Below are 25,659 nucleotides of genomic sequence, written 5' to 3'. Positions count from 1 at the left end.
CTGAGAAAACGTTGTGTAGCGCGTCGATGTGTGTTCGCGTGAGTGGCGCGCTCGAGCGTCAGATCGTCGCGCCGTCGAGTTCGGCGATCATCTTTTGCATTTCCGCGCCACCGGCCATCATGTCGAGGACGGCGTCCTTGCTGATCGTGTCCTTGGTGAACGTACCCATCGAGCGGCCGCGATTGAGCAGCGTGAACGAATCGCCGATCGGATAGGCGTGATGCACGTTATGGGTGATGAAGATGACGGAGATGCCGCGCTCGCGCGCCTTGTGAATCAGCTTGAGCACGTTGAAGCTTTGCTTGACGCCGAGGGCGGCCGTCGGTTCGTCGAGAATCAGCACGCGTGCGCCGAAATGAATCGCGCGCGCGATGGCCAGACACTGCCGCTCACCGCCCGACATCGTGCCGATCGGTTGATTGGCGTCGCGCACGTGGATGCCCATCTCGGCCAGCTTGTCGCGCGCCGTCGTGGCGGCGGTTTCGATGTCGAGCACGTTGATGAGCCCGAAGAGTTTTCGGCTCGGCTCGCGGCCCATGAAGAAGTTGCGGGCGACGGAAAGCAGCGGCACGAGCGCCAGATCTTGATAGACCGTCGCAATGCCGAGATCGAGCGCGTCTTTGGGCGAGCCAAATTGCACGGGCTGGCCGTCGACGAGATACTGCCCCTCGCTCGGCGTATGCACGCCCGCGAGCGTCTTGATCAGCGTCGATTTGCCGGCGCCGTTGTCGCCCAGCAGGCAATGCACCTCGCCGCGCCGCAGTCTGAGCGTGACGTCTTTGAGCGCAATCACGCTGCCGAAATAGCGGCTGACGTTTTCGAGCGCGAGGATGTAGTCGGCGTCTTGGCCCGGGGTTTGGGTAGCGGAAGTCATCGGTACGGCTCCGTCGATCAACGCGCCGCCGCGATGCGGCTACGCACATAATGGTTGAAGAGCACCGCGAACAGCAGCATCAAGCCGAGGAATACGCGGAACCAATCGGAATCGATGTTGGTGTAGGTGATGCCGATCTGCACGACGCCGAAGATGAGCGAGCCGAAGCACGCGCCGACGACCGAGCCGTAGCCGCCCGTGAGCAGCGTGCCGCCGATCACGGCCGCGATGATCGCTTCGAACTCCTTCTGCAAGCCGCGGTCGGCCGCGGCCGAGCCGATATCGCACACTTGCAGCACGGCAAAGAGGCATGCGCAGAAAGCGGTCAGCACGAACAAGCGAATCTTCACGCGCCGCACGGGCACGCCCACGTTCTTCGCCGCGTTGGCGTCGCCGCCCACGGCGAAGATCCAATTGCCCAGGCGCGTCTTGGCGAGCGTGAATGCGCAGACCGCGGCCAAAGCGAGCCACCAGACGATCACTTTCGGCACGCCGGGCACGAGCGGTTCGCCCGAGTCGAGAAGCTTCACGAGGCCGATGTGTCCGAGCCAGCGGAACAGCCCGTGAAACGCCACGCCTTGGAACAAGGTGTGCGCGAGAGCGCTTTTCGCTGCAACGTCGCCCACGCCCGAAATGATCGTGCGATCGGCGAACATGACCGAGAGCGCCAGCGTCAGGCCGCGCAGGATGAACATGAACGCGAGCGTGACGATGAAAGAGGGCAGCCGCGTGCGCATCACGAGATAGCCGTTGAGCGCGCCGAGCAACATCGAGCCCACGAACGCGAACACGATCGCAAGCTCGATGGGCCAGTGAAAGTACATGGTCGGCAGCGCGACCATCATGCCCGCGAAGCCGATCATCGAGCCGATCGACAAATCGAACTCGCCCGCGATCATGAGCAAGCACGCGCCCACGGCGATGATGCCCAGATAGGCCGCCACCTGCGACCAATTCATGATGCCGTCGAGATTGAACATGCCGGAATTTCCGGCGCCGATCGCGAAAACGAGAAACACCATGACCGTGCCCGCGAGCGAGGCGAACTCGGGGCGGGACAAAAGCTGCTTGAACCACGATTCGCGGCGCACGCGCTCATCGGCCGCGTCTTGCGGATTCGACTCGTGCTGCTTGCGCAAGTTGGCGTGAAAGTGATCGGCGACGCCCATCGAATGTCTCCTTGTACGCGGTGTGGGCCATCCGAAAAACCGGCCCGCACCGCGCTGTCATGCAAAACGATCAAATTGAAATAGCCGCTGATGCAAAAGCGAAGCGCGGGAAAAACGCGTCGCTCAGCGGTATTGCCCCGCGAATTTGACGACTTTGTCGACGTTGGCCTTCGTGATGAATCCCGGGCCGGAGAGGATCGTCGTGGGCTGATAGACGGGCGCGAGGCCGTAGGCGTCGAGCCGGGCCTTGAACTTCGGATTGTTTTGCAGCGCCTTCTCGATCGCCATCGGATCGCTCGTATGCTCCTTCTTGGCGATCGCGAGCACGGCCACGGCCAGATAGCCTTGCAGGTACGGTTGCTGGTCGATGGCGAACTGAATCGTGCCGTCGCCGATCGCCTTCGCGATGTCGTCGTCGAAATCGAACGTCGCGAACCAGAGCTTGCCTGCCAAGCCCATGTCCTTCAGGGCGCGAATCGTCGGATCGGCCGAGAGCGGCCCGAGCGTGAGCACGCCCTGGGTATTCGGGTGATTGCGCAGATACGCTTCGACCTTCGACTTCACGCCGTTGGGGTCTTGGCCAGCGTCGAGCGTGGACGATTTGAAGTCCACGCCTAGCGCTTCGGCAAAGCCGCGGCAACGCTCGAACGAGGCCGGGTTCGTCGCATAGTGGTTGACGCACAGGAACGATTTGATGCCCGCGGCTTTCGCTTTTTCGCCGGCGGCATGGCCCGCGACGTATTCCAACTGGCCGATATGCATGATCGCGCCGAGTTGCTTGCTCTGCTCGAGTGTGCCCGAGTTGATCGTGACGAGCGGAATCTTCTTATCGGTGACCTTCTTGATCGAGCTCTTGAGCACATCGAAATCGGCGATGGTCGTGGCCACGCCGTCATAGTTGCGCGCGGCGGCCTGTTCGACGAGCCGCGACATGTCGGACAAATCGCCGTTGGGGGGATTGCGATAGTCGGTGTGGACGTCGAAGTCCTCGTCGGCTTGCTTGATGGCGTTCTTGATCGTGTTCCACCACGAGTCGGAGTCGGGCGCGTGGCTGATCAGCACGAATTTGGCGTCGGCTGCGTGGGCCGACGAGACCGCGAACGGACCGAACGCCAATGCCAGCGCGGACGTGAATGCCGCGGCGAACGTCCTCACTGCGGCCTTGCGTGTGCAAAGTCTCATTTGTCTCCACCTATTCGAAGTTATGTCGTTGGGAGCGATGCCGCGACCGGCGCGCGCCGCTCACGACAAAGATTAGGCGAACTCGATCAGGATTGCAAAGAAAATTTCATTGTCGGTGGAAATGGAAAATTCATTCCATTTCATGGCGGACGTGCCTATAATCCGCATCGTCGGGACGCGCTGCGGCCGCAGCTTTCGAGCGGCGCTCGAGCCGCTACCGAGGAGCGATGGCGTGCCGCAGCGAAGCGTCGGAGCGCAGCACCCGTTTAACAGGATGAGAGCCATGCAGGAAGAGACCACGGACGAATTGCCGAGCGTCGACGAGTTGATGCAGCGTGTCGCCGACGCTTACGACGCGCTGCCCCGGCAATTGAAGAGCGTGGCGTCGTACCTGGAACAGCATCGAGCGAGCGTGATGGTCGACCGCACGAGCGACATCGCCGCGAGTTGCGGCGTGCATCCATCTGCCGTAGTGCGTTTTGCGCAGCGCTTCGGGTTTTCGGGGTTCTCCGATCTGCAGGCCGTGTTCAAGCAGGCGTACGCAGGCCAGAGTCCTTCGGGGCAGACCTATAAGCAACGGATTCGCAAACTGATCGACGAAAAGCCGGGGCGCTTATCGGGCGGCAACGTCGCGCGCGAGTTCGTCGCCGCCTGCCGCAATGGCCTGGACGAACTCGAAGCGACGCTCGACGACGAGCAATTCGAGGCGGCCGTCTCGATGCTCCAGCATGCCGAGAACATCTACGTGATCGGCGTGCGGCGCTCGTTTCCGGTGGCGAGCTACATCGTTTATGCATTGCAGCACACGGCCAAGCGCGTCCATCTCATCTCGGGCTTCGGCGGCATGTTTCGCGAGCAGATCCGCAGCGTGAAGAAGGGCGACGTCGTCATCGCCATCAGCTTCGAACCCTACGGCCGCGAGACGCAGTACTGCTTGCGTATCGCCCATCATCACCAAGCGCAAACGCTCGTCATCACCGACAGCCGTTTGTCGCCGCTCGGGCGTTACGCGAGCGCGCAGTTATTCGTCAAGGAAGGCAGCGCATTCGCCTTTCGCGCACTGACGAGCACCATTTGCCTGTGCCAGGCGCTGTTCGTCGCGCTTGCGTACCGGCTCGAGTTGAACGTAGAAGAATCCAAGGACACAGGAGGATACGATGACTAGTCAAGACGCGATCGACGTCGCGGTATTCGGCGCGGGCCGCATCGGCCGCATTCATGCAGGCAATCTCGCGCGGCATCCGGGTGCGCGGCTCAAATACGTGGTCGACGTCAATCGCGCCGCGGCCGCGGAGCTTGGGGCGCAGTACGGTGCGATGGTGGTCGAGGCCGACGTTGCGCTAGCCGATGCGAGCATCGGCGCCAGCGTCATTTGTTCGAGCACCGATACGCACGCCGATTTGATCGAGCGTTCGGCGGCCGCGGGCAAGCATATCTTCTGCGAAAAGCCCGTCGATCTCGAACTCGAGCGGGCGCGCGCCTGCGCGCGTGCCGTCGAAACGGCGGGCGTCGTCTGCATGATCGGCTTTCAGCGCCGCTTCGATCCGACCTTCGCCGCGGTCAAGGCGCGGCTCGACGCGGGCGAAATCGGCACGCCCGAAATGCTCGTCGTGACGAGCCGCGACCCCGGCGCGCCGCCCGTCGAGTACATCCGCCGCTCGGGCGGCATCTTCAAGGACATGCTGATCCACGACTTCGACATCTTTCGCTGGATCCTCGATGACGAGGCGCAGACGGTGCATGCGAGCGGAAGCTGCCTGACGGACCCGGCGATCCTCGACGCGGGCGACATCGATTCGACGGCCGTCACGATTCGCACGAAACGCGGGCGGCTCTGCCAGATCAATACGACGCGGCGCGCCGCATACGGCTACGACCAGCGCTTCGAGGTGCTTGGCAGCGCGGGCATGCTGCAGGCCGGCAACGTGCGGCCCACCGAAGTGCTTGCATATTCCTCGCGCGCGGTTTCGAGCGACTTGCCCGAAGCGTTCTTCCTCGAGCGCTATCGCGCCGCGTATGCGAACGAGGTCGCGCACTTCTTCGATGCCGTGACGCAAGGGGCGAGCGTGCGCACGACGATCGCCGACGGCGTCAAGGCGCTCGAACTGGCCGAGGCCGCGACGCGCTCGTGGCGCGAGGGCCGAGTGGTCGCGGTGGGCGAGTAGAGGGAGCGAGACCGTGACGACGATGGCAGAACGTGCACCCGTGAAGATCGGGATTGCGGGATTGGGGCGGCTCGGCAAGCGCCACGCGACGAATTTGGCGTACCGCGTGCCCGGCGCGGTGTTGGCGGCGGCGTGCAGCCCCGTCGCGCAAGAGCGCGATTGGGCGCGAGAGACGTTCCCCGGCACGCGGCTTTATTCGGACTACGAAGCATTGCTCGCCGACCGCGAGCTCGATGCACTGTGGCTCGTGACGCCTTCGTCGTTGCATGCCGAGCAAATTGCCGCCGCGCTGCGTGCGGGCAAGCACGTGTTCTGCGAGAAGCCGCTTTCGCTCGACGTCGCCGAATGCGAGCGTGTGCTCGGCGTGGCTCGTGAGTATCCGCAACTCGAAGCGATGATCGGTTTCATGCGTCGCTTCGACCCGAGTTATCGCGACGCGTACGACAAGGCGTGCGCGGGCGCCATCGGCCGGCCGTTCATGGTGCGCTCGCAAACGACGGATCTGAACGATCCCGATGGTTTTTTCGTCCGATTCGCGCCGACTTCGGGCGGCATTTTTCTCGACTGCACGGTGCATGACATCGACGTCGCGCGCTGGTTCTTCGACGGCGCGCGGGCGACGCGCGCCTTCGCCACGGGCGTGATCGCGTTGCACGAGGGGCTGCGCGAGTGCGCGGATGTGGACAACGGCGTAGGCGTCGTCGAATTCGAAGGCGGGCGCATGGCCGTGTTCTATGCCTCGCGCACGATGGCGCATGGCTGCGATACGCAAAGCGAAGTGATCGGCACGGGCGGTGCGCTCGCGATCGGTCACAATCCGCGGCGCAATCGCGTGGAAATATACGAAGCGGGCGGGGTGCGCAGCGAAAGCACGCCGACCTTCTTCGACCGCTTCGAGGAGGCGTTCCTGCACGAAGCGCACGCGTTCGTCCAAACCGTGTGCGCCCGCCGGGCGGGTACGGCGAGCGCCGGGGGCGCTGCATCGGCGGGCGCGACGCTGGCCGACGCGCTCGAGGCGACGCGCATCGGCCACGCGCTGCGGGAGGCGTTCGCGACGGGGTTGCCGGTGACGCTTTAGGCCCGTCCCGGTCGATCCGAGGCTTGCGAGCGCGCCACGGCCGGCGTTGGCGGCAACGACGGCTGATCGAGCGTGGCCCGGCGCTGCGGTAAAATTCATTTTTTGCAATTTTGTCGCAAGGTCCCCATTCGCGGGGCGCGCGTTCGCTTTTCTAAAAGGTCAATGGCCGATGGACATTCATAAAGAAGTCGATGCACGCGGGTTGAGCTGCCCGCTGCCGATCTTGAGGGCGAAAAAAGCGCTGGCGGATATGCAAAGCGGCCAGATTTTGAAAGTGCTGGCGACCGATCCCGGTTCGCAACGCGATTTCGCGGCGTTCGCCAAGCAAACGGGCAATGAAATCGTCGAGAGCTCGACGCACGATAAGACCTTCGTGTTCTTGATGCGAAGGCGCTAACGAACGGCGATCGAGGCGCGGACGAAGGCAGTGCTTCGCCATGTACATCTTCATTCGAACCAACTGAGGCGAACTGCGCGGCGTAATGCGCTAGCGCAGCTATCGTCCTCTCGGGCCTGTTTCTCTCAATAGTTGACCTCGGTTCAATGGTGCGGCGGTTCGTGCCGCGCGCCCTCGTGTGCGCGATATCGATGGCGGCTATAGTGCTACTGCGAATCGGCGACGAGGGCCGCGCACGTGCCGGCCTCGCCCACGGTCGAATTCGCGAAGCCGTATCGGGTCTGGCGCGACAAACGATGCGGCAAACGCAGGGGTGCGACCTCGATCACCGCCAAGTTTCGATCGAACCGAGAGACGACCATGCTAGCGAGAGCGCCTTCACTCGTTACTCCCCCAACACCGAGGGCGCGCTCTTATTCGGCGGGTATGCAGAGCAACGCGCCGTTCGGTCCGGACAGCTTCGTTCGTTACGAGCCGTCTTTTTACCGCATCGTCGTTCAAGCGCATGGCGCACCGGGCAATACCGGACACAAGAGCGCGGCCGCCGTGGCGAAGGTCATCGACAACTTCATGCACGAGCGCCGCATACAGAAATCGAACGTGAAGTACCTCTACCTGCAATCATGCTGGGCTCGATCGGGCGGGCTCTTCTCCCAGGCAGCGGCACTTGCCAACATCACCGGTTTCAAGGTCCTTTCGGTGAAAGGCAGATATAGCGAGCAGCGCAGAAACGAGATGAAAGTCACCGAGCCGAATCGCTTCGAGTTCGTGCGAGCCTTATCCAAAACCGGAAACAAGGTGATGTTCGGCGTGACTGAAGCGGGTTTGTCGCTCGTTGCGCGGACTAGAGGCGCCGCGGGCGGTGCGAGCGCCGCGGCCCACGGGCGCGCGCAATCGTCGTAGGTAGGTGCACCAGCGAGGCAAACGCCGCGCGACGACGCGCCTGCGGCATGTCGGACGCGATCGTCGTGCTGGATAAAGGCGTTTGCGCGCCGGCGCAGCGCTTAGCTGTCCATCACGGGCGCACGCGTGCGCAGATAATGATCGAAATCCTCGGCCACTTCCGGGTGCCGCAGCGCGAATTCGACGGTTGCTTTCAGGTAGCCGAGCTTGCTGCCGCAATCGAAGCGCGTGCCGTGATATTTGTAGGCCAGCACTTGCTCATCGCCGAGCAGCGATTGAATGCCGTCGGTCAGCTGGATCTCGCCGCCCGCGCCGGGCTTGAGCGCGCGCAGATGATCGAAGATACGCGGCTTGAGCACATAGCGGCCCACGACGCCGAGGTTCGACGGTGCCACTTCGGGCGCCGGTTTTTCAACGATGCCCGACATCTTGATGATGGCGTCTTCCCATTCCTTGCCGTCGACGATACCGTACGAGCGCGTATCTTGCGGCGGGATTTCTTCGACGCCGATCACCGAGCTGTGATAGTGGTCGAAGACATCGATCATCTGCTTCATGACGGGCGGCTCGGCATAGAGCAAATCGTCTGCGAGAATGACCGCGAACGGGTTGTCGCCGACGAGCTTCTCGGCGCATAGCACGGCGTGGCCCAGGCCCAGCGCTTCGGGTTGACGCACGTAGAAGCAATCGACGTGGCTCGGCTTGATGCTGCGCACGAGCTCGAGCAGCTTGTCTTTACCGCGCGCTTCGAGCTCCGCTTCGATTTCATACGACTTGTCGAAGTGGTCCTCGATTGCGCGCTTGCTGCGGCCCGTGACGAAGATCATCTCGGTGATGCCCGCGGCCATCGCTTCTTCGACCGCGTATTGGATCAGCGGCTTGTCGACGATCGGCAGCATCTCCTTGGGGCTGGCCTTCGTGGCCGGAAGAAAGCGCGTGCCGAGGCCCGCAACCGGAAAGACAGCCTTGGTGACTTTTAGCATGGCGTTACCTTAATTCTCGAGTACTGTTGGGACCAACATGCCCATTGAACGCAATGTCCGGCGTTCGAGGTACCGAACGCCGCACTAGGCCGGAAGGCGCGCGAGCTGTGCGCTGAGCTTGGCAATGGTGTCCCGGTATTGTGACAGCCTTTTCTGCTCTTGCTCTACGACAGGAGCCGGTGCTTTTGCGACAAAAGCCTCGTTTCCGAGCTTCGCCGCGCACTTGGCGATTTCCGCGTCGAGCCGAGCAATTTCCTTGCCCAGACGCTCACGCTCGGCCGCCACGTCGATTTCGACGAGCAGCGCGAGCTTGTCACCGCCGACGATCGCGATCGGCGCGCCTTGCGCCTGCGCGTCGAGGGTGGCTTCGTCGGCCATGATGCGCACTTCCGACAAGCGGGCGAGTGCTTGTGCGTACGGGGCGAACGACTGCCATTGGCCGGCGTCGCCGTGTACCAGCAAAGGGACCTTGGTTGCGGGCGATAGGTTCATTTCGCCTCGTAAATTTCTGCAAGCATCGATCGCGCCTTTTAGCTCCGCGGCCCAGCGCTCGGCTTTTTCGTCGATTTTTTTCTCTTCGGCGCGCGGGTAGGGTTGCACCATGATCGAGGCCTCGCCGCTCGCCGCATCTTGCGGATATGCGTCGGTGAGCGGCGCGACCTTTTGCCAAAGCGCCTCCGTGATGAACGGAATGATCGGGTGCGCAAGCCGCAGCACCGTTTCGAGCACACGCAACAGCGTGCGCCGTGTGGCGCGCTGTTGCTCCGGCGTGCCGTTCTGAATCTGCACTTTCGCCAGCTCGAGATACCAATCGCAATACTCGTCCCACACGAACTTGTAGATCGCGTTGGCGACGTTGTCGAAGCGGTAATCGGCGAAGCCCTTTTCGACTTCGGCCTCCACGCGTTGCAAGAGCGAGACGATCCAGCGGTCCGCTTGCGAGAAATCGGTGTAGCCGCCGGGGCCGCAATCGCCGGGCGCGCAGGCGCCGGGCTTGGCGAAGCCGCAATCGTGGCCCTCGCAATTCATCAGCACGAAACGCGTGGCGTTCCACAATTTGTTGCAGAAGTTACGATAGCCTTCGCAGCGCGCAAGGTCGAAGTTGACGTTGCGCCCGAGCGTGGCCATCGACGCCATCGTAAAGCGCAAAGCGTCGGTGCCGAACGCGGCGATGCCGGCGGGGAATTCCTTGCGCGTTTTCTTTTCGATCGACCCGGCCTGCTTCGGATTCATGAGGCCCGTCGTGCGCTTGGCGACGAGCGCTTCCAAATCGATGCCGTCGACGATGTCGATCGGATCGAGCGTATTGCCCTTGCTCTTCGACATCTTCTGGCCTTCGTGGTCGCGCACGAGCCCATGCACGTAGACGGTGCGAAACGGCACCTTTCCCGTGAAGTGCGTCGTCATCATGATCATGCGCGCAACCCAGAAGAAGATGATGTCGAAGCCGGTCACGAGCACGGAGGAGGGCAGGAATGCGGCCAGCTCCTTCGTCTCGTTGGGCCAGCCGAGCGAGGAGAACGGCACGAGCGCGGACGAGAACCACGTGTCGAGCACATCGTCGTCGCGCGTGAGCGCGCCCTCGTAGCCACGCGCTCGCGCTTGCTCGCGCGCTTGGGCTTCGGTGCGGGCGACGAAGACTTCGCCGTTCTCGCCGTACCAGGCGGGGATCTGGTGGCCCCACCACAGTTGCCGCGAGATGCACCAGTCTTGGATGTTCTCGAGCCACTGGTAATAGGTGGTCGTCCAGTTTTCCGGGACGAACCGGATTTCGCCGTTGCGCACGACGTCGAGCGCGACCTGCGCGATCGACTTGCCGGGATGGAACGTGCCCTCCGGCGCGCCCTTGCTCATCGCGACGAACCATTGGTCGGTCAACATCGGCTCGAGCACGACGCCCGTGCGATCGCCGCGCGGCACCATCAAGCGGTGGTCTTTCACCGATTCCAGCCACCCCTGTGCATCGAGATCGGCCACGACGCGCTTGCGCGCCTCGAACCGGTCCAGCCCGCGATACGCCTGCGGCGCGTTGTCGTTGATCTTCGCTTCGAGCGTGAGGATTTCGATTTGCGGCAGGTTGTGGCGCTGGCCGACCTGGTAGTCGTTGAAGTCGTGCGCGGGCGTGACCTTCACGACGCCCGTGCCGAATTCGCGATCGACATAGTCGTCGGCGATGATCGGAATTTCGCGTTCGGTGAGCGGCAGCTTCACGTGTTTGCCGATCAGATGCGCGTAGCGCTCGTCCTCGGGGTGAACCATCAAGGCGACGTCGCCCAGCATCGTTTCGGGGCGCGTCGTGGCGACGGTCAAGTGGCCGCTGCCGTCGGCGAGCGGATAGCGGATATGCCAGAGGTGACCGTTTTCTTCCTCGCTCGCCACTTCCAGGTCGGACACGGCCGTCATCAACACCGGGTCCCAGTTGACGAGGCGTTTGCCGCGATAGATGAGCCCCTGTTCGTACAGCCGCACGAACACGTCGCTGACGACCGCCGACATCTTCTCGTCCATCGTGAAGTATTCGCGCGACCAATCGATCGAGGCGCCCAGACGCCGGACTTGGTTCGTGATCGTCGAGCCCGAGCGTTCTTTCCATGCCCAGACGCGCTCGACGAACTTCTCGCGGCCCAGGTCATGGCGCGAGACGCCTTCCTGGTCGAGCTGCCGCTCGACGACGATTTGGGTGGCGATGCCGGCGTGATCGGTGCCGGGCAGCCACAGCGTGTTCGCGCCGAGCATGCGGTGATAGCGCGTGAGGCCATCCATGATCGTCTGATTGAACGCGTGCCCCATGTGCAGCGTGCCCGTCACGTTCGGCGGCGGCAGTTGGATCGAGAAGTTGGGCGCGCCCGGCGTGAAAGCGGGTTTTGCGTACCCACGTTTTTCCCATTCGGGGCCCCAGTGGGCCTCGATCGTCTGGGGCTCGAAACTCTTCGCCAGCGTGGTGTCGGTCATGGTTGGAAATCCGCCGAAAAATGCCTGAGGTGAGATGAAATCCGGTATCGGAACCTGCCGCGGGCCGCGGCCGGCCTTCGATCGCAGGTTCGAAACCGTCAATTATAAGGGGACGGCAGAGGGGCACGGCGGCCGGCCTTATAATGATCGGCTCCCAAAGCGTCGCCGCCCGCGGCGTCGCCCGCTTCCTTCCGTTGCAGAGAACCGCTTCCTCCATGCCAGAACTGCTCGCCAACCTGAACCCCGAACAATATGCGGCCGTGACGCTGCCGAACGAACCGGCGCTGATCCTGGCGGGCGCGGGCAGCGGCAAGACGCGCGTGCTGATCACGCGCATCGCGTGGCTGATCCAACAAGGCTACGCCTCGCCGGCCACGGTGCTCGCCGTCACTTTCACCAACAAGGCGGCGCGCGAAATGATGGGGCGCCTGTCGGCGCTCTTGCCGATCGACACGCGCGGCATGTGGATCGGCACCTTCCACGGCCTGTGCAATCGCATGCTGCGCGCACATTACCGCGATGCGGGGCTGCCGGCCACGTTCCAGATTCTGGATACGGCGGATCAACTGTCCGCCATCAAGCGTCTGATGAAGGGCCTGAACGTCGACGACGAGAAATACCCGCCGAAGAACCTCCAGTACTTCATCAACAATGCCAAAGAGCAGGGGCTGCGCCCCGACCAGGTCGATGCGAGCGACAGCTTCAATTTGAAATTCGTCGAACTGTATCGCGCGTACGACCAACAATGTCAGCGCGAAGGCGTGGTCGATTTTCCGGAATTGCTGCTGCGCTGCTACGAGCTGCTCGCGCACAATGCGCCGCTGCGCGCGCACTACCAAGCGCGCTTTCGGCATATTCTCGTCGACGAGTTCCAGGATACGAACAAGCTGCAATACGCGTGGCTCAAGCTGCTCGCGGGACAGGGCAATGGGGCGGCGTCCGGTTCGATTTTCGCAGTCGGCGACGACGATCAATCGATCTACGCGTTTCGCGGCGCGAACGTGGGCAACATGCTCGACTTCGAGCGCGAGTTCAACGTTCGCCATCTGATCAAGCTCGAGCAGAACTACCGCTCGCACGGTTACATCCTCGATACCGCCAACGCGCTGATCGCCCACAACTCGCGGCGCTTGGGCAAGAACTTGCGCACCGACGCCGGCCACGGCGAGCCCGTGCGCGTCTACGAGGCGGCCACCGATATACAGGAGGCCGGTTGGATCGTCGAGGAAATCCGCGCGCTGATCAACAACGGCGGCCTCGCGCGCAGTGAGATCGCCGTGCTCTACCGCAGCAACGCGCAATCGCGCACGATCGAGCACACGCTCGTGAATGCCGGTATCGCCTATCGCGTCTACGGCGGTCTGCGCTTTTTCGAGCGGCAGGAAGTCAAGCACGCGCTGGCCTATTTGCGGCTGATCGACAATCCTAACGACGACACCGCGTTCGCGCGCGTCGTCAACTTCCCCACGCGCGGCATCGGCGCGCGCTCGATCGAGCAATTGGCCGACGCAGCGCGCTCCTATGGCACGTCGATGGCGGCGGCGATTCCCTATGTGGCGGGCAAAGCCGGCACGAGCCTCGGCGCGTTCGCCACGCTCATCGCCAAAATGCGAGCCGAAACCGAGCGCATGAGCTTGCCCGAGACGGTGGAGTACGTCGTTCGCACGAGCGGCCTGTCCGTCTTCTACGAGAACGAGCGAGAAGGGCAGGATCGGCTCGAAAACTTGCAGGAACTCGTGAACGCGGCCACCGCGTTCGTCAGCGAAGAGGGCTACGGGCTCGATACGCCCGCGCGCTCGATCCGGCTCGCGCCGGGCGCCACGGCAGCGCCGGAGCTGCGCGCGGCCTCGCTCGATGACGAGACCGTGGTGCTCGAGGCCGCGAGCCTGAGCGACCCGGCGCAAAACCCCGACACCATGACCCCGCTCGCAGGCTTCTTGTCGCACGCTTCGCTCGAGGCGGGCGAGAGTCAAGCGCAAGCGGGTCAAGATGCGGTGCAACTGATGACCGTGCATGCGGCCAAGGGGCTCGAGTTCACGGCGGTGTTCATCACCGGCCTCGAAGAAGGGCTGTTCCCGCACGAGAACAGTGCCATGGAGACCGACGGTCTAGAAGAAGAGCGCCGGCTCATGTATGTGGCGATCACGCGCGCGAAGGAGCGGCTCTATCTGTCGTTCGCGCAAAGCCGGCTCTTGCACGGGCAGACGCGCTACAACGTGCGCTCGCGGTTCTTCGACGAGCTGCCCGAAACCACGCTCAAGTGGCTGACGCCGAAGGTCGAAGCCGGCTCGCGCTGGGGCGCTCGTGCGGAAGGTTCGGCGTGGAACCGCGATTGGTTCGCGCGCCCCGATCGCGGCCGTGCGGCGAACTTCGAGGCGCCGCCGCTGCCCGCCTTCGCCAACGAGCAGCGCGCGGCCGATACGGGCTTTCGCGTCGGGCAGCAAGTCTTCCATACGAAGTTCGGCGAAGGCGCGATCACGGCGCTCGAAGGCGCAGGCGCAGACGCGCGCGCGCAGGTTCGGTTCAAGCGGCACGGCGAGAAGTGGCTCGCGCTTGCCGTGGCCAAATTGCAGGTCGTGGAATGAATCTCGATATGAACGTGACGAACGGTGCGGGCAACGCCAGCGGTGACGGCGCTACGCCTCGGCTCGGCGTGCTCGCCGCGTTGCCGCAGGAGTTGGGCGACCTCATCGAAGCGATGCGCGCCGAGGGCGGCATGCGCACGGTGACGTTGGGCAAGCGCGATTACCACCTCGGCACCGCCTACGGCGTGCCGTGCGTCGTGACGCTCGCGCGCGTCGGCAAAGTGGCGGCTGCTGCCAGCGCGAGCGCGCTGATTCACGTCTTCGGCGTCGCCTCGATGGTGTTTACGGGTGTGGCGGGCGGGGTCGGCGCGGGTGTGCGCGTGGGCGATATCGTGGTGGCTGACGCGCTGCTGCAGCACGACATGGACGCTTCGCCGCTGTTTCCGCGCTACGAGGTGCCGCTCTTGGAGCGGTCGCATTTTCAGGCGCATGCGCCGCTGGCCGATGCCCTCGAAGCCGCCTGCCTGCGCTTCGTTTCCGAAGAGGCCGATGCGCTCGCCGAGCGTTTCGCGTTTCACGGGCCGCGCGTGCACCGAGGGTTGATCGTCAGCGGCGACCGCTTCGTGTCCAGCGCGAGCGAAGTGCGTGCGCTGGCGAGCGCGCTACCCGAAGCGATGGCCGTGGAGATGGAGGGCGCGGCGATGGCGCAAGTGTGCTTCGAGCATGGCGTGCCGTGTGCGATCGTGCGAACCATTTCGGACACCGCCGACGATCACGCAACGGCCTCGTTCACCACGTTCTTGACGGATATCGCGGGGAGCTATTCGTCCGGTGTGCTGGGGCGCTTCTTGCGGGCGCAGGCCGCCATGGAGCAAAGCGGCAGCTAGTGCGGCGATCGGCGCTCGAGCGCCGTTTGGCGCCGATCGCTACGCAAGTCGCTAGCTAACCGCTAACCGCCCGACAACGGCGGGGCCGGCCGCCTGTCACGTCCGGCCGTGCGTCAAGGCGCTTCAGCGGTCAGGCACGCGCCTGACGTTTTTGTTCGAGGTTGGGCAGGAGCACGGTCAGCACGCCGATCAGCGGCAGGAACGAGCAAACCTTGTAGACGAAACCGATGCTCGTGGCATCCGCCAGATCGCCGAGCACCGCTGCCCCCACGCCGCCCAGCCCGAATGCGAAGCCGAAGAACAGGCCCGCCACCATGCCGACGTTGCCGGGAATCAACTCTTGCGCGTAGACGATGATGGCCGAGAACGCGGAGGCCAGCACGACGCCGATGACGACCGTCAGCACGCCGGTCCAGAACAGATTCGCGTAGGGCAACAGCAGCGTGAAGGGCGCCACGCCGAGAATCGAAACCCAGATCACGTACTTGCGGCCGATGCGATCGCCGACCGGGCCGCCGATGATCGTGCCCGCGGCCACCGCGGCCAGGAAGACGAACAGATGGATCTGCGCGGCTTGCACGGACAGGTGAAACTTGTCGATCAGATAGAACGTGAAATAGCTGTTCAGGCTCGCCAAGTAAAAATATTTCGAGAAAACGAGCAATACGAGCACGCCGATCGCGAGCGCCACCCGCGATTTCGACAGCGACGGATGCAGCGCTCGCGCGCTTGCCTTCTTCTTGGTGGCCGGATGCCGGCTATACCAGCGCCCGATGTTCGCGAGGACGACCATCGCCACGAGCGCGGCCACCGAGAACCACGCGATGCTGCGTTGGCCGTGCGGGATCACGATCAGTGCCGCGAGAAGCGGGCCGAGCGAGGAGCCGGCATTGCCGCCGACTTGGAACAGCGATTGGGCGAGCCCGTAGCGTCCGCCCGAGGCCATGCGCGCGACGCGCGACGATTCCGGGTGAAACACCGAGGAACCGCAGCCGACGAGCGCCGCCGCGATGAGCAACACGCCGAAGTGGGAGGCGACGGACATCAGCACGAGCCCCGAGAGCGTGAAGCCCATGCCGACCGGCAGCGAGTAGGGCTGCGGGCGCTTGTCGGTGTAGAAGCCGACGAGCGGCTGCAGCAGCGAGGCCGTGATCTGGTAGGTGAGCGTAATGAGGCCGATCTGAGCGAACGACAGCGAAAAGTTTTGCTTGAGCATCGGGTAGATCGCAAGGATCAACGACTGAATCATGTCGTTCAGCAGATGCGAGAAGCTGATCGCGCCGAGCACCGAATAGACGGTGTGCGAGACGGCGGCGCTCGCGGTGCCTTGCGGCGGGGGGGATGCGGCCGTTGCCTGCGCCGTGGCAAGGCCGTCTTTGGGGACTGTGGTTTGCATGATTCGCACGGTGAGAAAAGAAAATAGGGAAAAAAGGGAAGACAGCGCGTGCCGCGACGTTCGCGGCCGGCAGGGATTCATTTTGTCTGGGTACCGATCGAGTGTAGATTGTCTCGAAAGGAATAATAGGACAAAGTTTGTCGCAAATAGGACATGACCGACCCCGCGGTGCAAGAAATGGGCACGGCGTGGTGCGGCGCGGCTGGGCGGCGGTCGGGCAGTGCTCGCGCGCATGGGGCGGCATTCGACGCAGGCGCGCAAGCCGGCGGTCTGGCCGCCGTCTCACCGCGCCGTTTTTTTGGCGGGTTATAAAGCCAGCGGCGCGCCACGAGTGCGTCACATCGGGTTTACATTGGCAGCCGCGAATTAAAGAACGGCATCAAAGTTGCCGTTGACCCGAGAAGGTAAACACGGCTTTCGTCGCCCTACCCACGGTGGCGCGCAATAAGAAGGGGGATGCATATGAAGGCAGTTTCGCTGGGCAAACGCTCCGGCGCGGGGTTCGTTCCTGACGGCGCGGGGGCCGGCGGCCGGCCGCACAAGCGCGCGGCGAAGACGAAATTGAGCGGCTTGTCGGTCAAGGCATCGTTACGCTTGGCGTTTGCCGTCGTGCTCGTGGGCACCCTCGTCATCGGCGTGTTCTCATTGGCGCAAATCGAACGCTTGAACGGTTCGACCAAATCGATCTACGAACAGGGCCATGTCGCCAGCCGCGCCGTGGAAGAAGTGCGCGCCGACGTGCTGCGCGCGAGCCGCGCGCAAAAGATGCTGCTGACGGCCACGACGGCCAAAGAGCGCGACGAATTGGGCGCCGAGGTCGACAAGGGGCTCGCCGCCATCAACGGCGAACTCGCGACGCTGCAGCAGTACACGGATGCGTCGGACAGCGAGGGCATCACCGAGCAGAAGAAATTTAGCGCCGACGTGGGCACGTGGGCGGGCCACCTGCGCGATTTCGTGACGCTGGTGAAGGCGCAATCGCTCGATCTATCGCAGATGAACTGGCAAGTGGGCATGCAGGACGTGTCGCTGCTGGTCGAGACCGGCAAGCTCGAAAAGCAAGTCGATGCGCTCGTCGCGCGGCGCGGCACGCAGGCCAAGGCGACGATCGAGAAGTCGGCGTTCATATTCAAGTCGTCGTTCGTCATGATGGCGGCGATGACCGTCGCGCTGATGATCGTCGCGTTTTTCGTCAGCGAGGCGGTGGTGCGGCGCTTGACGCGGCAACTGGGCGGCGAGCCCGCCTATGCCAAGGAAATCGCGAGCCATATCGCGGCGGGCGATCTGTCCGAGCGCATTGCGCTCGGCAAGAAGGACGACGCGAGCATGCTCTATGCGCTCTCGGAGATGCAAACGGGGCTTGCGGCGACAGTCGGCGAAATCGCAGCGAGCGCGGAGGCGATTTCCTCGGCCGCCGGCGAGATTTCGATGGGCAACCTCGACTTGTCGCAACGCACGGAGTTGCAGGCGGTGTCGCTCGAGCGGACCGCGACGAGCATGGAGCAGCTCACTTCGACGGTGAAGCAAAACGCCGACAACGCCAAGCAAGCGAGCGCGCTCGCCAACAACGCTTCGGAAATCGCGTCGACTTGCGGCGACGTCGTCTCGCGCGTCGTCACGACGATGGGGCAAATCAACGACAGCGCCAAGAGCATCGGCGACATCATCGGCGTGATCGACGGAATCGCCTTCCAGACGAACATCTTGGCGTTGAACGCTGCCGTCGAAGCCGCGCGTGCGGGCGAGCAGGGTCGCGGCTTCGCGGTCGTGGCGGGCGAAGTGCGCAGCTTGGCGCAACGCAGCGCGGCTGCCGCCAAAGAGATCAAAACGCTCATCAACACGTCGCTCGAGCGCGTGGCGAACGGATCCAGCCTGGCGCAGGATGCCGGCCAAACGATGGACGAGGTCGTGAAGGCGGTCAAGCGCGTCACGGACATCATGGGCGAAATCTCGGCCGCATCGTCCGAGCAGAGCGCGGGCATCGAGGAAGTGAACCGCGCCGTCACGCAAATGGACGCCGGCACGCAGCAAAATGCGGCCCTCGTCGAAGAGGCGACGGCTGCGGCGCGTTCGCTCGAAGATCAAGCCCAGTCGCTCAAGCGCTTGGTCGGCAAGTTCAAGCTACGCGCGGTCCGGTAGTGCCCGGCCGTCGCTGCCTAGCGGTACCTTAGACGTTCGCTGACGGCGCGGGCTGCAATCGAGCCCGCGCCGTCGTCTTTGGTACCCGAGCGTTGCTCGCAGCCGGTATCGGCGAGTCAAACGCGGAACGGGACGCACTTGCGCCCCGTCTTTATGCCTCTCCCCGGTGACCCTACTCGGTCACTGCTGCGGCGAAACGATCACGGTGCACGTCGTTCCTGCGGCGAGCACCACCCCGTCCGGAGTGTGGTCGATGTGGATCCGCACCGGCACGCGCTGCGCGAGACGCACCCAGTTGAAAGTCGGATTGACGTCGGCGACGAGTTCGCGGCTTTGCGGATTGTCGCGATCGTAGATGCCCCGCGAAATGCTCTCCACGTGCCCTTGCAGCACGCCGCCGCTCATCAAGCGCATTTGCGCCTTCGCGCCGATTTTCACGCGCGGCAGTTTGGTTTCCTCGAAATAGCCGTAAACCCAAAAGGAATGACTGTCCACGATCGCGAGTTTGGGTGCGCCCGCGTTCGCGTAGTCGCCGCGAAACACGGACAGATTGGTGACGTAGCCGTCCACGGGCGAGACCACCGTGGTGCGTGCGAGATTGAGCTTGGCGGCGTCGAGCGCGGCCACGGCCTGCTGATAGAGCGCCTGGGCGCCGGCTGCCGCGCTCGTCGCATTTTCGCGGCTTTCCTTCGAGACGACGAGGCTATCCATATCGGCGCGCCGCGCTGCCTGCCCCTGCCGCATCCGCCATTGCGCGCGGCTTGCGGCGACGGCCGCTTCGGCCTGTTCGACCGCGATCCGGTAGTGTGCCGGGTCGATCTGCATCAGCACTTGGCCTTTCTTGACGAACATGTTGTCGGCGATCGGCAGGTCCACGACCGCGCCGGAGACGTCGGGCGCCACGTTGACGATTTGTGCGCGCACGCGGCCGTCGCGCGTCCACGGCTCCTCCATGTAGTGCACCCAGAGTGAACGGCCGATGACGAGCGCCAGCACGAAAACGAGTGCCGTCGCGATGAAACCGATGATGTGTCGAAGCGTCATGATGAGAGTCGAAGGAAAGGGGTTCAGCGTTTAGCGATAGACGGCCAACCCCATGACGCCGCAGATGCAGGCGAGCAGGCTCGCGCGAAACAGCGCCGGGTGCCACACGAAACGGTAAAGCCCCAAGCTCGCGAGCAGTCGATCGACGAGCCAGGAGAGCGCCGCGCCGCCGATGCACAGCGGCACGAGCGCGGGAAGATAGGCGCCGAGCACGGCGATCTCGCGGGACATAGCTTCTCCTTCATGCGCGCGCCGCGTTGTCGCGGCCGGATGCAAGCGCATACTGCGCGAGCGGCGATTGCGGATCGATGAGCGCGGTACGCACGAAGTGCAGGTAGCTCAAGATGCGTTGCAGGCGATGGCGGTCTTCGCGCGGCGGCGCAAATGCCGCCAGCGCTTGTTGCGTCGCGGCGATCGCGTCGACGTTGGCAGCCAGCGCCGCGTCCAGCCGCGCGGCTGCGGGGCGCGCGAACAACGCGCTCAGCGTCTTGGCCGAGCGCGCGATCGTGCGCCGCCAGGGCATCGTCGCCCGGTAGCGCGCATCGCCGGGCAACTGGCCCAATTCGCGCCGCAAATCGATGACGGCATGGCCCACTTCCAGCACGGCGATGAGCCAAGCGAGCGCGTCGCGGCGCGCAGCCGGGTCTTGCTCCATCAGCCCATATGCTTGAAACGCCAAATCGCGTGCCCGGCTTTCGAAGCGCCCGCGCAGGCGGGCGAGCGGCGCCTGGCAAGCCAGCACGACCTGCCGGCGCAAATCGGCCAGCAAATGGCGGCGCAGCCAGGGTGTCGAAGGCGGCAGGAGCACCGAATACGCGATCGCACAGGCTGCGATCGACAGCACCAACGCGATCGCATCGTTGGCAAAGCCGGCCGGGTCGTAGCGCACGATGTTGTCCGGCCCCGCCAGCACGCAAAAGAAGATGCAATAGCCGGCGCCGTATCCCGCGAGCTTGGGCCGCGTCGTCATCCAGATACCGAGCGCGAGCGGCGGCGCGAGGGCCGCGCACAGCAGGGGGAAGCCGTCGATGCGAGGATAGACGCCGAAGACTTCGACGAAACCGACGAGGGTTGCGAGCAGGGTGCCGGCGGCCATTTGGTAGGTCATCCGCGTGGGGCGCGGCGAAGAAGAGGCCAACGCGCAGACGGCGGCCGCATTGAGCACGAGCACCGTGCCGTTGGGCCACGCAGTAGCGATCCAAAACGCGCTGAGCACGGCCATCACGATCGCGCCGCGCAGTCCTGAGACCGCGGTGAGCACGGCATTCGTTTTAGGTTCGTAGCGTTCCGGCCAGCGTTCGCGTTCATGCGTGGCCGCCGCGAGCGACGCGTACGTGAGTGCGTAGCCGTGCATGTCGTCGACGAACCGGTAGAGCAATTCGGCGGCCGTATCGAAGTCGAGCAAGGGAAAGCCGAGTTGCTCGGCCAGCACGCTGCGGGCCTCGCGCACGCGGCGCGGCAGCGCGGCCTTGAACGCGTCGAGCTTGCGGGCGGAGCCGGCAGCGTCGGCGGCCGTGAGCACCGGCTCGCCGGGCGTATGCAGAAGCGGCGCAAGTTCCTTGAAGTACGGCTCGAGCGCATCGACGGCCCGTGTGGCCCCGGCGCCGCGAAGGCGATTCATGAGTTGATGGAGCGCGTGAAAGCGAGTGGAGGCCGTCATGAATTCGCTGTTCAAGCGCGCAAGGCGGCCGCTGCGGCCGCGCGTCTCGGAGCCTTCGAACACGGCGATGCTGCGCATCGCTTCGAAGCCGACGATCTCGGCAAGAAAGCGTGCGTTGGTGCGTTCGATCTGCGCGCGCTCGACGCGTCCCGCGAGCGCGTCGGCGACATATTCGACGAAGGCGGAAAAGCGCGCGCGCACCGTCGTGCGCATTTGCAAGCTCGCTTGCTGCGGCAGAACGAGGGCGCCGACCAAGCCGGCGCACAGCACGCCGAGCGTGACCTCGGCCGCGCGCGTGAGCGCCGCCAGAAACGCGCCTTCGGGGTGCTGCGCGGCGGGGATGCCGATCAATGCGGCGGTGTACCCGGCCAGCAAGAAGCCGTACGAGCGAAAGTTGCGGTTGCGTGCCGCGCCGGCCGTGCAGATGCCGGTCCACAACGCGAGCGCGCCCAAAAACAACTCGCGCTGGGGCGCGAACACCGCGATCAAACAGAGCGTCGCGATCAGGCCGACCAGCGTGCCGCCAATCCGATAAAAGCTCTTGGCGAGAATCGCACCGCTTTGCGGTTGCATGACGATGAAGACCGTCGTCATGGCCGTGCGCGGTTGCGGTAGCTCGAGCCGCATCGCAATGCCCAACGCCAGGAACGCGGCGGCCAGCGCCTTGAACACGTAAACCCAGGTGCGCCCGTCGGTTCGCGCCCAATCGGCGAAGGCCGTTTGCAGGGCGTCGAGCGAGCGTGCGCTGGAGAAGGTCGGATCGGCCATGGTGCGCGTCCTAACGGGAGCCGTTGCCCACGGGCGCGGCCCCGGATGCCGATTGCTCGGACCCGTGCCGCCCAACGACGCCGTGCGCTGCCGCTGCGCCGGAGCGTGCCGCATCGTGCGAGGGTTTCATGGCGGCCGTCTCGGGGCCGTCGGTCGGCGTGCTCAGCCCGCCGCCGAGCGCCCCCATCAACGAAGCGTAGGCCTCGAGCCGTGCGGCGCGCACCTGGGCGACGCGTTGCTGCGCACCGAGCCATTGCGTCTGGCCGACGACGACGTTGACATAATCGTTCAACCCGCGTTCGAAGCCGACTTGCGCGAGCCGATAGCTGCGCTCGGCGAGACTCGCCGAGCGCATCGCATCGCCTTCTTGCGCCGCGAGCGAATGCAGCCGCACGACCTGGTCGGCGATCTGTTGGAGCGCCGCGATCACGGCGGCGTTGTAATGCTCGACGGCTTCGTCGTAGCCCGCCGCCGCCGCGCCGAGGCGCCCGCGCAAGGCGCCGCCGTCGAAGATCGGGAGCGACAGCGCGGGCCCGGCGGTCCAACCGCCGTTCGCCGCATGCAAGAACTGGAACATGGGGCCGCCAACGGCGAAGCCGCCCAGCGAGGCCAGTAAATTGATGTTGGGGTAGAACGCCGCGTGCGCGACATCGACGCCGCGCGCGGCGCCGGCGACGGCCCAGCGCGCCGCGACCACATCGGGGCGGTGACCGATCAGCTCGGCGGGCAGTTGCGAGGGCAGGCCGACCGGTGCGTCCAACGCGAGCGCCGGCCGCGGCAGCGAGGCCCCCGCGCCGGGGCCCTGGCCCATCAGCGCCGCCAATTGATTGCGATCGAGTTCGATCGCTTCGTCCAGCGCTTCTATTTGGCGTTCGTATTCGGGTAGCGGCGCTCGTGCTTGGCTCAGATCGAGCTGGGTCCCGATGCCGCCTGCAAGACGACGCCGCGCAAGCGCGACCAGTTCGCGCTGCCGCGCGAGCATATCGGTTGCGATATCGCGCAACGCGAATTGCTTGGAGAAGTCGACATAGGCGCGCACCAGGTTGACTTCGAGTTCCAACTGCGCGGCGCGCTCGTCGGCGGCGCGCTGGTGGGCGGCATCGAGCGCTTGCTCATGCGCGCGCGCGTCGCCGCCCCATAAATCTAAGCGGTAGGACAGGCCGAGCGTGCCGGTGTTGTTCCACGTGTTTCGATTGGCGAGCGGGCCGGGTCCGTAATACAACGGATTGTCGGGCCAGTGCTCGCGCGTCATCGACAGGTTGCCGTTCAGATGCGGAGCGAGTTCGGCCGCAGCGACGCCCGCGAGGGACTGCGCTTGCCGCACCCGGGCCTCGGCCGCTGCGAGCGTGGGACTGCCTGCGATGGCGGCGGCGACGAGCGTATCGAGCTGGGCATCGCCGAAGGCGCGCCACCAGTTGGTATCGGGCCAGCCTGCGCTGCGATCGGCCGCGCGCACGGCGGCGCCGGGATCGAGCGTCGCCGCATCGAGCGTCTGCCGTTGCGGCGCGATGCCGCCCGTGCTTGCGCATCCGGCGATTATTATCGACAGTGCAAGAAACGCGGACGGTAGACGCAGTTTGCCGATCGGCAATCGCAAGATTCTCTCCCAACGGAACATGACTGAATACGATCGATTATATTTTTCAGCGGATTGTTGAATAAGTGGTAAGGATGCAAGGGATCTTTACGGCAGTTGTGATAATTCACGTTGCGTAATATGCAACAATCGCAACGCGGACAGACAAGGGATGGGCATGGACACGCTTCAAAACATGAGGGTTTTCGTACGCGTCGTTGAATCGGGCAGTTTCACCGCGGCAGCGCAGCACCTGAATACGACGACGGCCTACGCCTCGCGCGCCGTTTCCGACCTCGAAGCGCACCTGCACACGCGCTTGCTCAATCGAACGACACGGCGCATCGCGTTGACCGAAGCGGGCGAGCGCTATTTGCAACGCTGCCAGCAAATCCTGTCGTACGTGGAAGAGGCCGAGGCCGAAGCGAGCGATGCCCATGCGCGGCCGAGCGGCAAGCTGCGGCTGCACGTGATGGCGAGTTTTGGAACGCGTTACATCGTGCCGGCCGTTGCCCGCTACCAAAGACGCTACCCCGATGTATCGGTCGAATTGACATTGGCGCAGCGCATTCCGGACCTACTCGACGAAGGCTTCGATGTTTCTGTCGTGCTGGGTTACGACCTGCCCGACTCGGGTCTCATTTCGCAGCGGCTCGGCAACGTGTTCAGCATCGCTTGCGCCTCGCCGTCGTATCTCGAACGCCGTGGCATCCCGCGCACGCCGGCGGACCTCGTCAACCATGACTGTCTGCGCATCGTCACGCCGGCGGCGGCATTCGATAAATGGAATTTCGACGGCCCGAACGGCGTGGAAACATTCACCGCATCGGCGCCGAAATTTCAAGTGAACGGCGCCGATTCGATGGCGGTCGCGGTGCGCGAAGGGATGGGGGTGGCGGTGCTGCCGACTTATTCGGCCATGCGCTGGCTCAAAAGCGGCGAATTGGTCTGGATATTGCCCGAATATACGACGATGCCGCTCAATATCTATGCGCTCTATCCGTCGCGTCAGTATCTGGACGCGAAAATCCGTACTTGGGTCGACTTCCTGCTCGAAGAATTGCCCGCGACGCTGGCTTCGGAGCAGGCGGCGCTGAAAGCGTTCGCGCGCACGTGACCCCGCCGCGCGCGAGAAGACGCGCGACGGATCGTGCCGGCGTTTTGCAGCTCGAGGCCGGCGAGAACGCGAGCGCGGCTCAGTGCCTCGTTCGCCGCCAGTCGAGCATGTGATGCTCGGCCAGCCAGTGATGGACCATGCCTTCGCCGCCGTGGTCGCGCTTGTAGGAGCGCGCTTCGAAGATCGTCAGCGCAAGCAGCACGAGCAGCCCGACGGCAAGCCCAACTAGCCCTGCAATCGATTCAGCGTCCATGGCAGTCTCCTTTCGCGAAGGGGTCGCGCCATTACATACTAGGACATGCGCGGCGAAACCGAGGTGGTCTGCCGAACCTGGACGCTAACCTCGCTCTTGAACGCAGACCCAGGGCGATACGACCACGGCCCACAGTTCGGGATTGCGCACCGCCCACTCAGCAGCTGTTTCCGATGTCATGCGTTCGACGACCCCCGACGACAGCCATTGCGCCACCTGGGCGGCATCGTCCTCGGCGATGGCGACGGCCACCGTCACCAGATCCAAATCGTGGGCGACGCGCAGCAGCATGCCGCGCGCGAAAAATCGTTCGAGCTCGGTCCAGCCGATCTTCGCGGTTTCGGCGAGCAGTTTCAGATAAAGCGGGCTGTGGCCGCTATCGGGGCCGGAGGGCTCAGGGACAGTCATGATGAGGTGCGTCAAAGCGGAGCGAGGGGCGTCACTATAAACCATCGGAATTAGCGCAGCGTGCAACTGCGGCGCCACGGCAAGGATTTCTTAAGGTAGCGCGCGCTACAATCGGCCCCAATTATGCGATGCAGCTCACGCATCATGCAGGGCGCGGGCGGCCGCATTGGAATTCGTCTATCT

22 protein-coding genes are annotated in these 25,659 nt (G+C 64.3%); 9 read left to right on the top strand and 13 right to left on the bottom strand.

Annotated elements, in window-relative coordinates:
* Positions 1–58: 58 nt before the first annotated feature.
* The 3 genes from QQS38_RS02725 to QQS38_RS02715 form a co-directional block, all read right to left on the bottom strand.
* Positions 59–874, bottom strand: coding sequence for an ATP-binding cassette domain-containing protein (locus QQS38_RS02725; protein ID WP_479643818.1), 816 nt, complete (start codon positions 872–874; stop codon positions 59–61).
* Positions 875–891: 17 nt separating this feature from the next.
* On the bottom strand, positions 892–2,043 hold the full coding sequence (locus QQS38_RS02720) for an ABC transporter permease (RefSeq protein WP_479643817.1): 1,152 nt from the start codon (positions 2,041–2,043) through the stop codon (positions 892–894).
* Between the two features lie 123 nt (positions 2,044–2,166).
* Positions 2,167–3,225: a sugar ABC transporter substrate-binding protein gene (locus QQS38_RS02715; RefSeq protein ID WP_479643816.1), complete on the bottom strand. Its 1,059-nt coding sequence runs from the start codon at positions 3,223–3,225 to the stop codon at positions 2,167–2,169.
* A 283-nt stretch (positions 3,226–3,508) separates the two neighbouring features.
* Here QQS38_RS02715 and QQS38_RS02710 point away from each other — a divergent pair, with 283 nt between their 5' ends.
* The 4 genes from QQS38_RS02710 to QQS38_RS02695 all read left to right on the top strand — a co-directional run bounded on the left by QQS38_RS02710 (position 3,509) and on the right by QQS38_RS02695 (position 6,865).
* The gene (locus QQS38_RS02710; protein ID WP_479643815.1) at positions 3,509–4,390 is read left to right on the top strand and encodes a MurR/RpiR family transcriptional regulator; all 882 of its coding nucleotides are present in this window, start codon (positions 3,509–3,511) and stop codon (positions 4,388–4,390) included.
* Entirely contained in the window at positions 4,383–5,390 is a 1,008-nt protein-coding gene (gene iolG, locus QQS38_RS02705; protein WP_479643814.1) for an inositol 2-dehydrogenase, read from the top strand. Before QQS38_RS02710 ends, iolG begins: the two co-directional genes overlap by 8 nt.
* Positions 5,391–5,403: 13 nt before the next feature.
* Positions 5,404–6,468: a Gfo/Idh/MocA family oxidoreductase gene (locus tag QQS38_RS02700; RefSeq protein WP_479643813.1), complete on the top strand. Its 1,065-nt coding sequence runs from the start codon at positions 5,404–5,406 to the stop codon at positions 6,466–6,468.
* A gap of 169 nt (positions 6,469–6,637) precedes the next feature.
* Complete coding sequence (locus QQS38_RS02695) at positions 6,638–6,865, top strand: sulfurtransferase TusA family protein (RefSeq protein WP_479643812.1); 228 nt, start codon at positions 6,638–6,640, stop codon at positions 6,863–6,865.
* A gap of 206 nt (positions 6,866–7,071) precedes the next feature.
* Here the strand turns inward: QQS38_RS02695 and QQS38_RS02690 are convergent, their stop codons facing one another.
* Positions 7,072–7,227, bottom strand: a complete 156-nt coding sequence (locus tag QQS38_RS02690) for a hypothetical protein (protein ID WP_479643811.1) — start codon at positions 7,225–7,227, stop codon at positions 7,072–7,074.
* Between the two features lie 64 nt (positions 7,228–7,291).
* Between QQS38_RS02690 and QQS38_RS02685 the strand changes: the two genes are divergently transcribed.
* The gene (locus QQS38_RS02685) at positions 7,292–7,768 is read left to right on the top strand and encodes a hypothetical protein (RefSeq protein ID WP_479643810.1); all 477 of its coding nucleotides are present in this window, start codon (positions 7,292–7,294) and stop codon (positions 7,766–7,768) included.
* A 101-nt stretch (positions 7,769–7,869) separates the two neighbouring features.
* On the opposite strand, the gene galU is transcribed toward QQS38_RS02685, so the two are convergent.
* Together galU and QQS38_RS02675 are read right to left on the bottom strand one after the other, a co-directional pair.
* Complete coding sequence (gene galU / locus QQS38_RS02680; protein WP_479643809.1) at positions 7,870–8,751, bottom strand: UTP--glucose-1-phosphate uridylyltransferase GalU; 882 nt, start codon at positions 8,749–8,751, stop codon at positions 7,870–7,872.
* 84 nt (positions 8,752–8,835) lie between these two features.
* On the bottom strand, positions 8,836–11,703 hold the full coding sequence (locus tag QQS38_RS02675; protein WP_479643808.1) for a valine--tRNA ligase: 2,868 nt from the start codon (positions 11,701–11,703) through the stop codon (positions 8,836–8,838).
* 215 nt (positions 11,704–11,918) lie between these two features.
* Between QQS38_RS02675 and QQS38_RS02670 the strand changes: the two genes are divergently transcribed.
* Both QQS38_RS02670 and QQS38_RS02665 read left to right on the top strand, forming a co-directional pair.
* Positions 11,919–14,288, top strand: a complete 2,370-nt coding sequence (locus QQS38_RS02670; protein ID WP_479643807.1) for a UvrD-helicase domain-containing protein — start codon at positions 11,919–11,921, stop codon at positions 14,286–14,288.
* Positions 14,289–14,296: 8 nt separating this feature from the next.
* Entirely contained in the window at positions 14,297–15,115 is an 819-nt protein-coding gene (locus QQS38_RS02665; RefSeq protein ID WP_479644087.1) for a 5'-methylthioadenosine/adenosylhomocysteine nucleosidase, read from the top strand.
* 130 nt (positions 15,116–15,245) lie between these two features.
* Here the strand turns inward: QQS38_RS02665 and QQS38_RS02660 are convergent, their stop codons facing one another.
* Positions 15,246–16,511 (bottom strand): MFS transporter, encoded by a 1,266-nt coding sequence (locus QQS38_RS02660; protein WP_479643806.1) that lies wholly within the window; start codon positions 16,509–16,511, stop codon positions 15,246–15,248.
* Positions 16,512–16,973: 462 nt separating this feature from the next.
* Between QQS38_RS02660 and QQS38_RS02655 the strand changes: the two genes are divergently transcribed.
* Positions 16,974–18,650, top strand: a complete 1,677-nt coding sequence (locus QQS38_RS02655) for a methyl-accepting chemotaxis protein (RefSeq protein WP_479643805.1) — start codon at positions 16,974–16,976, stop codon at positions 18,648–18,650.
* A 180-nt stretch (positions 18,651–18,830) separates the two neighbouring features.
* Here the strand turns inward: QQS38_RS02655 and QQS38_RS02650 are convergent, their stop codons facing one another.
* The 4 genes from QQS38_RS02650 to QQS38_RS02635 are packed head-to-tail and all read right to left on the bottom strand — an operon-like array spanning position 18,831 to position 23,719.
* Complete coding sequence (locus QQS38_RS02650) at positions 18,831–19,694, bottom strand: efflux RND transporter periplasmic adaptor subunit (RefSeq protein ID WP_479643804.1); 864 nt, start codon at positions 19,692–19,694, stop codon at positions 18,831–18,833.
* A 30-nt stretch (positions 19,695–19,724) separates the two neighbouring features.
* On the bottom strand, positions 19,725–19,925 hold the full coding sequence (locus QQS38_RS02645) for a DUF1656 domain-containing protein (protein ID WP_479643803.1): 201 nt from the start codon (positions 19,923–19,925) through the stop codon (positions 19,725–19,727).
* A gap of 10 nt (positions 19,926–19,935) precedes the next feature.
* Positions 19,936–22,122, bottom strand: coding sequence for an FUSC family protein (locus tag QQS38_RS02640; protein WP_479643802.1), 2,187 nt, complete (start codon positions 22,120–22,122; stop codon positions 19,936–19,938).
* 10 nt (positions 22,123–22,132) lie between these two features.
* On the bottom strand, positions 22,133–23,719 hold the full coding sequence (locus QQS38_RS02635) for an efflux transporter outer membrane subunit (protein WP_479643801.1): 1,587 nt from the start codon (positions 23,717–23,719) through the stop codon (positions 22,133–22,135).
* Between the two features lie 157 nt (positions 23,720–23,876).
* On the opposite strand from QQS38_RS02635, the gene QQS38_RS02630 reads away from it, so the two are divergent.
* Positions 23,877–24,815, top strand: a complete 939-nt coding sequence (locus QQS38_RS02630) for a LysR family transcriptional regulator (protein ID WP_479643800.1) — start codon at positions 23,877–23,879, stop codon at positions 24,813–24,815.
* Between the two features lie 79 nt (positions 24,816–24,894).
* On the opposite strand, the gene QQS38_RS02625 is transcribed toward QQS38_RS02630, so the two are convergent.
* On the bottom strand, positions 24,895–25,068 hold the full coding sequence (locus QQS38_RS02625) for a hypothetical protein (protein ID WP_479643799.1): 174 nt from the start codon (positions 25,066–25,068) through the stop codon (positions 24,895–24,897).
* Between the two features lie 84 nt (positions 25,069–25,152).
* On the bottom strand, positions 25,153–25,476 hold the full coding sequence (locus QQS38_RS02620; RefSeq protein WP_479643798.1) for a DUF2288 domain-containing protein: 324 nt from the start codon (positions 25,474–25,476) through the stop codon (positions 25,153–25,155).
* Between the last annotated feature and the right edge of the window lie 183 nt (positions 25,477–25,659).

The sequence above is a fragment of the Trinickia sp. Z7 genome (assembly GCF_056498045.1).
This window is presented reverse-complemented; position numbering and strand designations above follow the sequence as displayed.

Coding starts and splice junctions, on each gene's coding strand:
- QQS38_RS02725 (WP_479643818.1), bottom strand. CDS start 874: ATGACTTCCGCTACCCAAACCCCGGGCCAAGACGCCGACTACATCCTC.
- QQS38_RS02720 (WP_479643817.1), bottom strand. CDS start 2,043: ATGGGCGTCGCCGATCACTTTCACGCCAACTTGCGCAAGCAGCACGAG.
- QQS38_RS02715 (WP_479643816.1), bottom strand. CDS start 3,225: ATGAGACTTTGCACACGCAAGGCCGCAGTGAGGACGTTCGCCGCGGCA.
- QQS38_RS02710 (WP_479643815.1), top strand. CDS start 3,509: ATGCAGGAAGAGACCACGGACGAATTGCCGAGCGTCGACGAGTTGATG.
- iolG (WP_479643814.1), top strand. CDS start 4,383: ATGACTAGTCAAGACGCGATCGACGTCGCGGTATTCGGCGCGGGCCGC.
- QQS38_RS02695 (WP_479643812.1), top strand. CDS start 6,638: ATGGACATTCATAAAGAAGTCGATGCACGCGGGTTGAGCTGCCCGCTG.
- QQS38_RS02690 (WP_479643811.1), bottom strand. CDS start 7,227: ATGGTCGTCTCTCGGTTCGATCGAAACTTGGCGGTGATCGAGGTCGCA.
- QQS38_RS02685 (WP_479643810.1), top strand. CDS start 7,292: ATGCAGAGCAACGCGCCGTTCGGTCCGGACAGCTTCGTTCGTTACGAG.
- galU (WP_479643809.1), bottom strand. CDS start 8,751: ATGCTAAAAGTCACCAAGGCTGTCTTTCCGGTTGCGGGCCTCGGCACG.
- QQS38_RS02675 (WP_479643808.1), bottom strand. CDS start 11,703: ATGACCGACACCACGCTGGCGAAGAGTTTCGAGCCCCAGACGATCGAG.
- QQS38_RS02670 (WP_479643807.1), top strand. CDS start 11,919: ATGCCAGAACTGCTCGCCAACCTGAACCCCGAACAATATGCGGCCGTG.
- QQS38_RS02665 (WP_479644087.1), top strand. CDS start 14,297: ATGAACGTGACGAACGGTGCGGGCAACGCCAGCGGTGACGGCGCTACG.
- QQS38_RS02660 (WP_479643806.1), bottom strand. CDS start 16,511: ATGCAAACCACAGTCCCCAAAGACGGCCTTGCCACGGCGCAGGCAACG.
- QQS38_RS02655 (WP_479643805.1), top strand. CDS start 16,974: ATGAAGGCAGTTTCGCTGGGCAAACGCTCCGGCGCGGGGTTCGTTCCT.
- QQS38_RS02650 (WP_479643804.1), bottom strand. CDS start 19,694: ATGACGCTTCGACACATCATCGGTTTCATCGCGACGGCACTCGTTTTC.
- QQS38_RS02645 (WP_479643803.1), bottom strand. CDS start 19,925: ATGTCCCGCGAGATCGCCGTGCTCGGCGCCTATCTTCCCGCGCTCGTG.
- QQS38_RS02640 (WP_479643802.1), bottom strand. CDS start 22,122: ATGGCCGATCCGACCTTCTCCAGCGCACGCTCGCTCGACGCCCTGCAA.
- QQS38_RS02630 (WP_479643800.1), top strand. CDS start 23,877: ATGGACACGCTTCAAAACATGAGGGTTTTCGTACGCGTCGTTGAATCG.
- QQS38_RS02625 (WP_479643799.1), bottom strand. CDS start 25,068: ATGGACGCTGAATCGATTGCAGGGCTAGTTGGGCTTGCCGTCGGGCTG.
- QQS38_RS02620 (WP_479643798.1), bottom strand. CDS start 25,476: ATGACTGTCCCTGAGCCCTCCGGCCCCGATAGCGGCCACAGCCCGCTT.